This is a genomic window from Martinezella tropici, from assembly GCF_008370325.1.
Lineage (GTDB): Bacteria > Pseudomonadota > Alphaproteobacteria > Rhizobiales > Rhizobiaceae > Rhizobium > Rhizobium tropici_B.
Map to the genome: position 1 here is coordinate 231,872 of NZ_VNIP01000003.1, position 12,922 is coordinate 244,793.

Here is a 12,922-nt window from a genome sequence, read left to right on the forward strand (position 1 = left end):
GACAAATGTCGATCTTAAAGAAAATCAGCGCACAGCTGGAAAGCATGGCCCCCGCCGATCGCCAGATCGGGCAATTCATCATCGACAATCCCGACCAGATGCTGCGCCTCTCCTCCGCTGCTCTCGCGGCAGAAACCGGCCGCAGCCAATCGAGCGTCGTTAAGTTCAGCCAGAAGCTCGGCTATGCCGGCTATCAGGAAATGAAGCTTGCCGTCAGCGAGGCCAAGGCGCAGGAATGGCAGGCGCCAGCCGGCATGATCCACGGCACGATCGAAGTGGGCGATGGCTATCTCACGATCCTGCAGAAGCTGCTGGGCAGCAAGATGCAGGCCATGCAGCAGACCATCTCGGTCAACAACGAAGCCGACATCGAAAAAGCACTCGAAGCGCTTCATGATGCCCGGCGCATCCATCTTGCTGGCGTCGGCGCGTCGTCGCTGGTCGCACGCGACTTTTCCTACAAGTTGATGAAGCTCGGACGCAACGTGCTTCACGACAGCGACAGCCATGTGCAGATGGCCAATGCGTCGACATTGGGTCCGGACGACCTGCTTTTTGCGCTTTCCTACTCCGGCGCCAGCATCGAGACGCTGCGGATCGCCGAGCTGGCAAGCCAGCGCCAGGCAACCGTCGTTGCCGTTACCGGGCTACAGGACAATCCGCTTGCTCGTGTCGCCGATATCTGCCTGCACACCGTCGGCGACGAGGATCGTGTCCGCTCGTCGGCAATCACCGCCCGCGATGCACAGCTGATGCTGACCGACCTGCTGTTCATTCTACTGGTGCAGCGCCAGCCCGACGCCAACGACTATGTCCATAATAGCGAAACGGCCGTTTCAGTGCTGAAGGCCAAGCGTCTTTCATAAGATCGCGCTCCGGTAACCAAGCTGTGACGACCGCGACCCTGTACGGTGGTGATTTCGGGACGTAGCTTGGCGATCCAAGCAAATCATTCCGGAGACATTCCATGGACCTTGGCCTCAAGGATAAGGTCGTTCTGATCACGGGCGGCTCGAAGGGCATCGGCTATGCCTGTGCTGAACTCTTCCTGCGGGAAGGCGCCCGCGTTGCGATCTGTTCGCGCTCGCAATCCAATATCGATGCGGCACTCTCGAGGCTTCCCGGCGCGTATGGCTATACCGCCGACCTGATCTCCGACGAGCAGGCACTTGCCATGGTGAATAAGGTCGAGTCCGACGTGGGCCCGATCGATATCCTCGTCAATAGCGCAGGTGCCGCGGCGCGCACGCCGGCGGACGAGTTGACCCCTGCCATCTGGCGGGCTGCGATGGATGCGAAATACTTTTCCTACATCAATGTGATCGATCCCGTCATCAAGCGCATGGGCACACGCGGAACGGGCGCCATCATCAATATCATCGGCAATGGCGGCAAGATCGCCTCCCCCGTCCACTTGGCCGGAGGATCGGCCAATGCCGCCCTGATGCTCGCAAGCGTCGGGCTTGCCAATGCCTATGCCGGCAAGGGTGTGCGCGTCGTCGGCCTCAATCCAGGCCTCACCGAAACCGATCGCGTCGCCGAGGGCCTGAAGGCGGCGGCGAAGGCTTCGGACTCGACCGAGAAGGAAGCGCTAGCCGATGCGCTGAAGCGCATCCCAATCGGCCGCATGGCAAGCCCGACCGATATCGCCAATGTCGTTGCTTTTCTGAGCTCGGGCAAGGCGAGCTACGTCACCGGCGTCGTGATCAGCATGGACGGCGCGCAGGTGCCGGTCGTGGTGTGAAAGCTGAGTAGCGGCTTGGTCGCATCAGAATGACCAGACTCAACTTGATCGAGACCCTTTTCCATTGAAGAAGCGATGTAGGCATGCTATCTAGATTACCCATCTAGAAAGATAGCGACCATGGCGTTGAGCATCAAGACCGAAGAAGCAGATCGGTTGGCGCGGGAATTGTCCCGACTGACCGGCGAAACCATGACCGACGCCATTACCCAGGCCATGCGCGAGCGGCTTGAGCGGCTGCGTGCCGAGCAGGAAGCGCAGGGCGACTATATTGCCCGCATGAAAGCTTTCGTTCGCGGGCGCGCTGACCGCTACGACCGCCGACCCGTCACGAAACAGGAATGGGATGAAGCGGTCGGCGACACAGCTGAAGAACTCGATTTCCGCCGATGATGATCGTTGATGCGTCTGCCATCATTGCGATCATGTTCGAGGAGGCAGAAGCCTCCGACTGCATGGTGGCCCTTCAGACCGATAGTCTTCGTCTCATATCGGCTGTGAATTACGTCGAAGCCGGCACGGTCATGGCGGGCAGGGTCAAAGAGGGAAACCGGCGCGAAGCGATTGCCGATCTGGACGAGTTTTTAACCGAGTTCCGCATCGAGATTGCCTCGATAGACGAAAACCTCGCGCGTGCCGCAATGAAGGCTCGTGTGGAATACGGCAAGGATTTTGGTACGCGAGGCGGCCTGAATTTCGGTGATTGCTTTGCCTATGCCCTTGCCAAACGACATTCAGCCCCTCTGCTCTATGTCGGAGATGATTTTGCGTTGACCGATGTGCAATCCGCATTGACGAAGTAAATGACCAACTGGAAGCTGGAGGGCCGGTAACCTTGCGTTCCCGGCGTTCCAAAATGCGGAACCTCGCCCTGCCTCAGACCACCGCCTTCCAGTCCAGTCCGATATCGAGCGTCGGCGCGCTATGCGTCAGCCAGCCGACGGAGATGAGATCGACGCCGGAGGCGGCGATTGCGGCAGCCGTTGCCGGCGTAATGCGGCCCGACGCTTCGGTAATGGCCCGGCCGCCGACGATATCGACCGCCTCGCGCAGTTGATCCAAGGTCATATTGTCCAGCAGCACGGCGTCGACACCCTCCTGCATCGCTTCGCGAAGCTGCTCCAGCGTATCCACCTCGACCTCGATCTTGACCATATGACCCACTCCCACCTTGGCGCGGCGGATGGCTTCAGTGATGCCACCGGCAATGGCGACGTGATTGTCCTTGATCAACACGGCGTCATAGAGCGCGAAGCGATGGTTCATGCCGCCGCCGGCGCGCACCGCGTATTTTTCCAGAGCCCTGAGACCCGGCGTCGTCTTACGCGTGCAGACGATCGAAGCCATCGTGCCGGCGATTGCCTCGACGATACCGCCGGTCACGGAGGCAATGCCTGAGAGATGGCCGAGGAAATTGAGCGCGGTGCGCTCCGCCGTCAGCAGAGCGCGGGATGGTCCCTCGATTGTCGCGATGACGTCGCCTGCTTCGACCTTCGTACCGTCGGGCACGTGACGGGTCATGGCGATAGCAGGATCCACCAGCTGGAAGGCCAGTTCGGAGGCATCGAGACCTGCAACCACGCCGGGCTGGCGGGTGACCATAGCAACGCGGGACCGATGTTCCGCCGGGATGACGGCAGTGGATGTGACGTCGCCGGCAAGGCCGAGATCTTCGACCAATGCATTGCGCACCGGCGGCTCGACGATCAGGCGCGGGAGGGGAGCAAGCGTCATATCAGGCACTCCTTGCCATCGAATAGGGGAGGACGGACCTGGCTATATCCAGGGCATCAGTGAGATACATCATGCGGCGCTGCGCATGTTGCAGTTTCAGCGGAAAATCCGTGCGCGCATGGGCGCCGCGCGATTCCATCCTGAGGCTCGCGAAGACGGCGATCAGCAAGGCCACCAACGCCGGATCGGTTGCCGTGCTTTCGTTCTCGCAAAGCGGCAGGAGTGCCGCGATCGCGCCATGGATGGCGCCGGCATTGCGCAGCACGCCGAGATGCCGCGACACGATCGGCCGGACGAGCGTCAGGTCTGGCGCGAATGTCTCGGGAAGTCGGTTCTGCAATCTTGCGGGGCTTGCATCCGTGCCGGCAATATCGCGCGCCGCCCGCATGCCCATGACCGCAGCCTCCAGCAGGGAGTTGCTGGCAAGGCGGTTCGCGCCGTGCAGGCCGGTGGAAGCTGCCTCGCCCACCACCGATAGGCCGGGAACCGAACTGCGACCGCTCTCGTCGGTCGCCACGCCGCCCATATGATAGTGAACGGCCGGACGCACCGGGATAAGGTCGCTCGCCGGATCGACGCCTGCCTCATGGCAAAGAGCCTCGATGACTGGAAAGCGCGCGGCGAAACGGTTGCCCAGCGCATATCGTGCATCGAGGAAAACCCGGCCGCCTCGGGCGATTTCCGCGCTGATGGCGCGTGCGACGACATCCCGCGGCGCAAGCTCGGCACCCTCAACGCCTGCCATGAAGCGCTCGCCGCTTTCATTGACGAGGAGCGCGCCTTCGCCGCGAACCGCTTCACTGACGAGCGCCAGGGGGCGGCGGCGGCTATCGAGCGCCGTCGGATGAAATTGCACGAACTCCATATCGGCAAGCCGTGCCCCGGCCCGTGCCGCAAGCGCAATCCCCTGTCCGAAATTGCCGACCGGATTGGTCGTGGCATCGAAGAGTCCGCCAATGCCGCCCGTGGCAAGGACGATACGAGAGGACGGCAAGACGACATTGCCCTTGTCGGTCAGGCACAGAAGGCCGGCGACGCGATCCCCATCCAGCAACAGCCGCTGCGCCTGATAGCCCTCGAGCACCGTGATCGACGGCGTGCGGGCGACCGCCTCGGCAAGCGCGCGGACAATGGCGGCACCCGAACCGTCGCCCTTGGAATGCACGATACGCCGAAGTGAATGTGCGGCTTCAAGGCCTAAAGACAATTCTCCGGCATCATCGCGATCGAATTCGACACCCGCCCGCTCCAGCGCGGCGATCGCCGCTGGAGCTTCCGCAACGATTCTTGCCGCCACCTTCGCGTCGCAGAGCCCGTCGCCGGCGACGAGCGTGTCGGCGAGATGCAGGGCTGCACTATCGCCCTTGCCGATACTGGCGGCGATACCGCCCTGCGCCCAGGCGCTTGAGGTCTCCGCGCCGATCAGGGCGCGCGTGACGATCACGGTCGGCTCGGGCGCCAGCGTCAGCGCCGTCATCAATCCGGCAAGGCCGCTGCCGACGATAACGATGCGGCCGCTTAGCTCTTCGAGGATCTCGCTCATATCGCCAGCATCCTTTCAACCGCCCGACGGGCGTCTGCGGCAATCGCCGGGTCGATCGTCACCTCATGACGCCCTTCTTCCAAAGCCTTGCGGATATTGCCAAGGGTGATGCGTTTCATGTGCGGGCAGAGATTGCAGGGGCGGATGAATTCGACGTCCGGATGATGCACGGCGACATTGTCGCTCATCGAACATTCAGTCAGGAGAACGACGCGCGACGGACGCTTTTTGCCGACATAATCGGACATCACGGCGGTCGAGCCCGCAAAATCCGCTGCTGCGACGACATCGGGTGGGCATTCCGGATGCGCAAGCACGGTTACGCCAGGATAATTCTCGCGAAGCTGGCGGATATCGTCTGCCGTGAAGAGTTCGTGAACCTCGCAGTGCCCATGCCAGGCAATGAGCTCGACATTGGTTTCGCGCGCGACGTTGCGTGCCAGATATTCATCCGGAAGCATCAGCACCTTCGGCACGCCGAGCGATTCCACCACCTGCCGGGCATTGCCCGAAGTGCAGCAGATATCAGACGCCGCCTTCACGGCTGCCGACGTATTGACATAGGTGACGACCGGAACGCCCGGATGGGCCTCACGCAGCAAAGCGATATCCTCGGGCGTGATCGATTCCGCCAGCGAACAGCCGGCCTCCATGTCCGGGATCAGAACCGTCTTTTCCGGGTTCAGCAACTTGGCCGTCTCTGCCATGAAATGCACGCCGGCGAGGACGATGATGTCGGCATCGACCTCCACAGCCTTGCGAGCGAGCGCGAGACTGTCGCCGACGATATCGGCGACCCCGTGGAAGATTTCCGGCGTCTGGTAGTTGTGCGCGAGAATGACGGCGTTGCGGCGTCGCTTCAATTCAAGGATCGCCTCGACGTCATCCTGGAACGTCAGCCATTCGGCTTTCGGGATGACGCGGCTGACACGATCGTAGAGGGAGGATGCGGATACGGGAAGATTCATGACCGGCTCCTTATTATACTCACTTTGAGCATATTATGCGCAAATAGATATTCTCAAGCTGAGCATATGTCAATTGCGGGAGAGCGGTAATTTCGTTCCGGCGAGTTCGCGTTCTTCAAGCACGGCGCGGCGGAAGCGGAAGAGCTTGGCGGGGCGGCCGCCGGTCTCACTTTCGGTGCCGCCGGTCTCTTCCACCAACTCCTGCTGTTCGATCAGCCGGCGGAAATTCTGCTTATGCAGTGTCAGGCCTGCGAGCGCCTCCACCGTTTTCTGCAATTGCAGCAGCGTAAAATTCTCCGGCATCAGCTCGAACACGACCGGGCGATATTTGATCTTGGCCCGCAGCCGCGCCATGCCGGTCGCAAGGATGCGACGGTGATCGGCAAACATCGATCTGCCGAAATTATGCTTGAGATCGCAGCCCGCCTCGGAGACAAGACGTGCTTCGTAGAGCAGTTCATAGCGCTGCAGAACAAGATCTTCGTTCCATGCCGCACCATTCAGTCCGAAGTCGAAGTCAGCGCGGCGTCGGCGCTGGCCGCTGCGCATCGCGTCCTCCTCGATCCAGGTAGTCAGGCGGGCGGCAATATCGTCGAGGATCGGCGGCCGGCCATCTCGATGATCCTCCCAAGGAAGATATTCGTACCAGCCATGCCAGCCCGGCATGCCACCGCCGGGGGCCGCCTGCTCGCGCACCAGCCCCAGATAGCTGATGGAAATCGTGCGCCCGCCGAGAATTTCGTTGTTTCGATCGCGATCGGCAAACGTATAGAGCTGCTCCAGATAGCCGACAGGGTGGGCCGTCTGGTCCTGAACCCATTCGCGCAATCCGCTCTGCAGCGTGCGATGCCCGAGCTCGAACGGACCGGACGGCAAGGCATCACCCGACCGCACCGTCATCACCCTTGGATCGCTGCCCGTGACAGCCGTCAGAACCGCGATCAGCTCGGCATGCGCTAGCCCGATGGTCAAGCGAACTCCATGATTTGTTTGCCTGTGAACCTTGTCGCATGAAGTAAGGTACAAGCCAATGCGGGCACTTGGGCGCTCCACATCTCACACCGGCCCGACAGGGTGAAATACTCTATTTGGAACATGCCGATCGGGAGTGCAGCGCGACCTCGCCGGCGACGCTGCATATCCACAAGGCGAAGCGCATCAAGCCGGTTATCAGGAATTGCGATCTTTACGACTGCGACGGCAGCAGATTTCTTCCCGCCTCAGTAAGGACGACAAAACCTTGTTCCCGTTCAACAAGGCCAAGATCCACTGCATCCTCCCATATGGGCAAGCGAGGACAACTCGTCCGCCACGCATCCATAACTTCATGATAAGGTCGGGGACCAGCTTTCAAGAAAACCAGGAGATCGATGACAAGGGTATTGGGCGCTTCCAACGCAACCTCCTTGAGTGGTGAATTGGAAATCTACATCCTCAGATCATCATTGTCATGCTGCGCCGGACGAGTTCTAGCAGCCAGCCGGTATCAGTGGCTCAACAATTGACGGCAGCATTGATCCTTCGCTTGTGCCACAGGCAATCCAACCGACCAAATCCAACAGAATAAGTCTAGCGGCTCACATAATCCGGATATTGTTCACAAATCAGATCGATGATCGACAAGGTGCCGGAGAGGTGCTTGCGCAGGGCGGCGACGGCGGCCTCCGCATCGGCGGAACGGACAGCGTCGACGACTGCCTGATGATCGACGATGATCTGCTCCAGCTTGCCAGGCATCGGCAGGTTCAGCATGCGCAGCCGGTCGATATGCACCCCCTGGCGCCGGACGGTCGACCAGAGGCCGAGGATATCCGCTCTCTCGTAAAGCACCCGATGAAAATCCTTGTCGAGCGAATCGAAGAGATCGTAGGTCTCGGGAGACATGACATGCTTCTGACGGACCAGAACGGTCTCCAAAGCCGCGGCCGTTTCATCGGGTGAATCCAGCGTCAGCCGTCGAACGGCTTCAAGCTCGATCGACAATCGCAGGAAATGCGCCTCGATGGCGTTGCGGACATCGATCCGCGAAACGACGGTCGCATATTGCGGATAGACTTCGACCAGCCCTTCCTCCTCGAGCCGGATCAGAGCATCGCGCACTGGTGTCTGGCTGACATTGAATTCGCTTTGCAGCGAGATGCGCGACAGGACCGTGGTCGGCGGCAGGCTCATGGAAAGGATGCGCGACCTTAGGATTTCCAGGATCTGCGGCGCGACCTGACGGGAACGATCAAGAGCGAATTCCTTCGGATTGAGCTTCACTGGCGGCCTTTCTGATCACGAGAACCTGCTCATTAAACACAAATGAAGGCTTGATGCACTGATACATTAGTGCTTTAGTTCGATGAAGCCAACTTCAATGTCTCAGAGTTGGATCCATGGAAGGAGCTAATGAGAGGATTTCTTCGCTGTCTGACTGCAGTCGGCATGGTGATTGCCGGCAGCCTTTCGGCCAATGCTGCCGAAAAGACGGATATTTCGATCACGCGGCAACCCGGTATTCTCTATCTGGCGAGCCACGTCATGGAGACACAGAAGCTGATCGAGAAGCACGCGGCCGCCGATGGCCTGCAGGGCCTCAAGGTAGAATGGCGTACCTTCAGCGGCGGCGGCGCGCAGACCGACGCGCTACTGTCAGGCAACGTCGACATCGTCAACACCGGCACCGGCAATCTGCTGCTGCTTTGGGACCGCACCCGAGGCAAGGTCAAGGGCATCGTCACCAATTCGGCTCAGCCCGTCATCATGGTTTCGCGCGACCCGCGCATCCAGTCGCTGAAGGATATTCAATCTGGCGACAAGATCGCCGTGCCAACCGTCGGCGTCTCGACGCAGGCGATCCTGCTGCAGATGGCCGCCGCGCAAATGTATGGCGACGACCAGGTGCACAAATTCGATGCCAATACGGTGCAGCTTGGCCACCCTGACGCGATGGCGGCGCTCGCCAACCAGACCCATGAGGTCAAGAACCACTTCTCCGCTCCGCCCTTTCAATATCTCGAACTGAAGCAGCAGGGCGTTCACAAGGTCATCGATTCCCGCGACATCATCGGCGGCGAATTGACCCAGGGCACCTTCTTCACCACCACCCAATTCGCAAGCGCCAACCCGACCATCATCAAGGCCGTGCGTGAGGCGACGGCTGAGGCCATCGATCTCATCAAGAAGGATCAAAAATCGGCCGTGGAAGCCTACAAGACCGTCAGCGGTGACAAGACCAGCGTCGAGGATCTCATGGCGATCCTGAATGAGCCGCACATGATGGAGTTCCGCATGGATCCGCAGGGAACCATGAAGTTTGCGGCCCACCTCTACAAGATCGGCACATTGAAGACCATGCCCAAGGCCTGGACCGACTACTACCTGCCGGAAGCCGCCGATCTCAACGGCAATTGACGCGCCCAGGCGGCGCGAATGCCGCCTTCAAGCCCATCCTTCGGAGAAGGCCCATGCTTCAGGCAAAAACGCACGCCGACGTGGCGGTGACGGAAAAGATGACCGCAAAACCGCTCTTGAATGTCGACAGGGTAACGCTTCGCTACAAGACGCCGAACCTGCTGATCACCGCGACGGAAAACGTTAGCTTCTCGGTGGCCCAGTCAGACCGCTTCGTCCTCCTCGGCCCCTCTGGCTGCGGAAAATCGACGCTGCTGAAGGCCATCGGCGGCTATATGACGCCGACGACGGGCCGTATCGAAATCAAGGGGCAAACCGTCAAGAAACCTGGCGCCGATCGCATGATGGTCTTCCAGGAATTCGACCAGTTGCTGCCCTGGAAGACGGTTCTGGAAAACGTGATGTTCCCGCTGACGACGGCCCGCCGCCTGCCGCGCGGCGAAGCCGAGGCCATCGCCCGCGACTATATCGAGAAGGTCAAGCTCACCCGTGCGGTCGACACCTATCCGCATATGCTGTCAGGCGGCATGAAACAGCGTGTTGCGATTGCCCGCGGGATGGCGATGCAGCCCGATATTCTCTTGATGGACGAGCCCTTCGCAGCACTCGATGCGCTGACGCGCCGGCAGATGCAGGACGAGCTCCTGCAGCTCTGGGAAGATATCCGTTTCACCGTCATCTTCGTCACCCATTCGATCGCCGAGGCGATCAAGATCTCCAACCGCATCCTGCTGCTGTCGCCGCATCCCGGCCGCGTCAAGGCCGAGGTGCGCGACGTGGAAGCCGTCCGCGACGATCCGGCGGCCGCCGCCAAACTGGAGCAGGAAATTCATCACATGCTGTTTGCCGAACAGGGGCACAGGGAGTAATCCATGAGCGCACCGCAGATTATCCTAGCCCCCGCACCGAGCGAAGCGGCGGGCCATATTGCCGCCGTCGAACAGAAGCTCGGCACGATCGAGCTCCTCTGGCAATCGACCCTCTTCCGCAAGTCGTTGCTGATCGTCGTCCTTGCCATCATCTGGGAGGCCTATGCCCGGCATCTCGACAATCCGCTGCTGTTCCCGACGCTCAGCGACACGCTGACCGCGCTTTACGATCGCTTTGTCGACGGCGTTCTCCCGGCGCGCATTTGGACCACGCTGAAGATACTGGTGACGGGTTACATCTCGGGAACGGTTCTTGCTGCCGTGCTGACGGTCGTTGCGATCAATACCCGCATCGGCACCGATTTTCTCGAGACCATGACGGCGATGTTCAATCCGCTGCCGGCAATCTCGCTGCTGCCACTCGCCCTGATCTGGTTCGGGCTGGGGCCGGCAAGCCTCGTCTTCGTGCTCATACATTCGGTCCTCTGGGCCGTCGCGCTCAATACACATGCGGGCTTTCTCGGCGTCTCTCGCACCTTGCGCATGGTCGGCGCCAATTATGGGCTGACGGGATTTTCCTATGTCTTCCGCATCCTGATCCCCGCCGCCTTCCCGTCGATCCTCACGGGGTTGAAGATCGGCTGGGCCTTCTCCTGGCGCACCTTGATTGCCGCCGAGCTTGTCTTCGGCGTCTCCTCCGGCCAAGGCGGTCTCGGCTGGTTCATCTTCGAAAACCGCAATCTTCTCGACATCCCCTCCGTCTTTGCCGGCCTGCTGACAGTCATCGTCATCGGCCTTATTGTCGAAAACCTCGTCTTCCAGACGATCGAGCGGCGCACCCTGCTAAAATGGGGCATGAAGGAATGATGCGGCGCACGGACTTATCCTTTCGGCCAACATTCGGATACAAGGCGCAAATACAATGAACAGCAGGAAGAAGCCCCAGGACTTGCGCAGCGCCAGATGGTTTGCGCCGGATGATCTTAGAAGCTCGGGACACCGTTCACGCACCATGCAGATGGGCTATGCACCCGAGGAATGGACGGGCAAGCCCGTCATCGCCATCCTCAACACCTGGTCCGACGCCAACCCGTGTCATGCGCATTTCAAGCACCGCGTCGAGGACGTCAAACGCGGCGTCCTGCAGGCTGGCGGTTTCCCGCTCGAACTGCCTGCGCTTTCGTTGTCGGAAAGCTATGTGAAGCCGACGACCATGCTCTATCGCAATATGCTGGCGATGGAAGCTGAGGAACTGCTGCGCTCGCATCCCGTCGATGGGGCCGTGCTGATGGGCGGCTGCGACAAGACCACGCCGGGCCTCGTCATGGGCGCCCTTTCCATGGGATTGCCGATGATCTACCTGCCCGCCGGCCCGATGCTGCGCGGCAATTATCGCGGCGAATATCTGGGTTCGGGCTCCGACGCCTGGAAATTCTGGGACGAGCGCCGCGCCGGTACCATTTCGGAGAAGGAATGGGTCGATGTCGAGGCCGGCATCGCGCGTTCCTACGGCCACTGCATGACCATGGGTACAGCGAGTACCATGACGGCAATCGCCGAGGCGCTAGGCCTCACACTGCCCGGTGCCAGCTCGATCCCCGCCCCCGACGCCAACCATATCCGCATGTCCTCGGCCGTCGGCCGGCGGATCGTCGAGATGGTTTGGGAAGACTTGCGGCCGGAGAAGATCATCACGGCTGCCGCCGTCAACAATGCGGTCGCTGTCGCCATGGCGACGGGCTGTTCCACCAATGCCGTCGTGCATCTGATCGCAATGGCACGCCGCGCCGGCGTCAATCTCTCGCTTGACGATCTCGACAAGGCCGGGCGCACGACGCCGGTGCTCGCCAATATCAGGCCGACCGGCAAGACCTATCTGATGGAGGATTTCTACTATGCCGGCGGCCTGCGCGCCTTGATGGCGAAGCTCTCTTCGAAGCTCGACCTCTCGGCGCTGACCGTATCCGGCGTCACCCTAGGCGAAACGCTGGAGGGGGCGAAATGCTACAATGACGACGTGATCCGTTCGCTCGACAATCCGGTCTATCACGAGGGGTCGCTTGCGGTACTGAAGGGTAATCTCGCGCCGACCGGTGCCGTTATCAAGCCCGCCGCCTGCGATCCGCGCTTTCACAAGCACCAGGGACCGGCGCTCGTCTTCGACAGCTATCCGGAAATGAAGGCGGCTGTCGACAACGAGGATCTCGACATCACGCCCGATCACGTCATGGTGCTGCGTGGCGCCGGCCCGCAGGGCGGCCCGGGCATGCCCGAATGGGGGATGCTGCCGATCCCGAAAGCACTTCTGAAGAAGGGCCACAGGGATATGCTTCGCCTTTCCGACGCCCGCATGAGCGGCACCAGCTACGGCGCCTGCATTCTGCACGTCTCGCCGGAATCCCACGTCGGCGGCCCACTGGCGCTGCTACGCAATGGCGATATCGTCCGCCTCGATCTTGCAGCGCGACGCATCGACATGCTTGTCGACGAGGATGAGCTGCAGCGCCGGCGCGACGCCTGGGTCAAGCCGGCGGAAAAATACGGCCGCGGCTTTGGCTGGATGTTCTCGCGCCATGTCGCCCAGGCAGACACCGGCTGCGATTTCGACTTCCTGGAAACCAGCTTCGGCCCGACGCCGGGCGAGCCCGACATCTATTGATCACGAGGG

The 12,922-nt window shown here is 60.9% G+C and carries 14 protein-coding genes; 9 read left to right on the forward strand and 5 right to left on the reverse strand.

What is annotated here, in order from left to right:
* The first annotated feature begins 5 nt into the window (after positions 1-5).
* The 4 genes from FP026_RS03980 (at position 6) to FP026_RS03995 (ending at position 2,547) form a co-directional block, all read left to right on the forward strand.
* Entirely contained in the window at positions 6-866 is an 861-nt protein-coding gene (locus tag FP026_RS03980) for a MurR/RpiR family transcriptional regulator (RefSeq protein ID WP_149633326.1), read from the forward strand.
* A 101-nt stretch (positions 867-967) separates the two neighbouring features.
* A complete protein-coding gene (locus tag FP026_RS03985) occupies positions 968-1,744 on the forward strand; it encodes an SDR family oxidoreductase (RefSeq protein WP_149633327.1) in 777 nt (258 codons plus the stop codon).
* A 120-nt stretch (positions 1,745-1,864) separates the two neighbouring features.
* Entirely contained in the window at positions 1,865-2,137 is a 273-nt protein-coding gene (locus FP026_RS03990; RefSeq protein WP_149633328.1) for a type II toxin-antitoxin system VapB family antitoxin, read from the forward strand.
* The gene (locus FP026_RS03995) at positions 2,134-2,547 is read left to right on the forward strand and encodes a type II toxin-antitoxin system VapC family toxin (protein WP_149633329.1); all 414 of its coding nucleotides are present in this window, start codon (positions 2,134-2,136) and stop codon (positions 2,545-2,547) included. The genes FP026_RS03990 and FP026_RS03995 overlap by 4 nt, the downstream gene beginning before the upstream one ends.
* 73 nt (positions 2,548-2,620) lie before the next feature.
* Here FP026_RS03995 and nadC read toward each other — a convergent pair whose 3' ends face one another.
* From nadC to FP026_RS04015, 4 genes are all read right to left on the reverse strand, one after another.
* Positions 2,621-3,478 carry a carboxylating nicotinate-nucleotide diphosphorylase gene (gene nadC, locus FP026_RS04000; protein ID WP_149633330.1) on the reverse strand — a complete coding sequence of 286 codons (858 nt, stop codon included), beginning with the start codon at positions 3,476-3,478 and terminating at the stop codon, positions 2,621-2,623.
* A gap of 1 nt (position 3,479) precedes the next feature.
* Positions 3,480-5,021 carry an L-aspartate oxidase gene (locus FP026_RS04005; RefSeq protein ID WP_149633331.1) on the reverse strand — a complete coding sequence of 514 codons (1,542 nt, stop codon included), beginning with the start codon at positions 5,019-5,021 and terminating at the stop codon, positions 3,480-3,482.
* Positions 5,018-5,989 carry a quinolinate synthase NadA gene (gene nadA, locus FP026_RS04010; protein WP_149633332.1) on the reverse strand — a complete coding sequence of 324 codons (972 nt, stop codon included), beginning with the start codon at positions 5,987-5,989 and terminating at the stop codon, positions 5,018-5,020. The genes FP026_RS04005 and nadA overlap by 4 nt, the downstream gene beginning before the upstream one ends.
* Before the next feature lie 69 nt (positions 5,990-6,058).
* The gene (locus FP026_RS04015; protein ID WP_149633333.1) at positions 6,059-6,961 is read right to left on the reverse strand and encodes an NUDIX hydrolase; all 903 of its coding nucleotides are present in this window, start codon (positions 6,959-6,961) and stop codon (positions 6,059-6,061) included.
* A 136-nt stretch (positions 6,962-7,097) separates the two neighbouring features.
* Here FP026_RS04015 and FP026_RS30105 point away from each other — a divergent pair, with 136 nt between their 5' ends.
* Entirely contained in the window at positions 7,098-7,406 is a 309-nt protein-coding gene (locus tag FP026_RS30105; RefSeq protein WP_188112486.1) for a hypothetical protein, read from the forward strand.
* A 152-nt stretch (positions 7,407-7,558) separates the two neighbouring features.
* Here FP026_RS30105 and FP026_RS04025 read toward each other — a convergent pair whose 3' ends face one another.
* Positions 7,559-8,251 carry a GntR family transcriptional regulator gene (locus FP026_RS04025; RefSeq protein ID WP_149633335.1) on the reverse strand — a complete coding sequence of 231 codons (693 nt, stop codon included), beginning with the start codon at positions 8,249-8,251 and terminating at the stop codon, positions 7,559-7,561.
* A 129-nt stretch (positions 8,252-8,380) separates the two neighbouring features.
* Here FP026_RS04025 and FP026_RS04030 point away from each other — a divergent pair, with 129 nt between their 5' ends.
* Genes FP026_RS04030 through araD form a run of 4 tightly spaced genes read left to right on the forward strand, consistent with a single transcriptional unit; the run spans position 8,381 to position 12,913 of the window.
* Positions 8,381-9,385, forward strand: a complete 1,005-nt coding sequence (locus FP026_RS04030; RefSeq protein ID WP_149633336.1) for an ABC transporter substrate-binding protein — start codon at positions 8,381-8,383, stop codon at positions 9,383-9,385.
* 53 nt (positions 9,386-9,438) lie between these two features.
* A complete protein-coding gene (locus FP026_RS04035; protein ID WP_149633337.1) occupies positions 9,439-10,254 on the forward strand; it encodes an ABC transporter ATP-binding protein in 816 nt (271 codons plus the stop codon).
* Between the two features lie 3 nt (positions 10,255-10,257).
* Positions 10,258-11,121 (forward strand): ABC transporter permease, encoded by an 864-nt coding sequence (locus tag FP026_RS04040; RefSeq protein WP_149633338.1) that lies wholly within the window; start codon positions 10,258-10,260, stop codon positions 11,119-11,121.
* Positions 11,122-11,176: 55 nt separating this feature from the next.
* Positions 11,177-12,913 (forward strand): L-arabinonate dehydratase, encoded by a 1,737-nt coding sequence (araD, locus tag FP026_RS04045; protein WP_149633339.1) that lies wholly within the window; start codon positions 11,177-11,179, stop codon positions 12,911-12,913.
* Positions 12,914-12,922 lie beyond the last annotated feature (9 nt).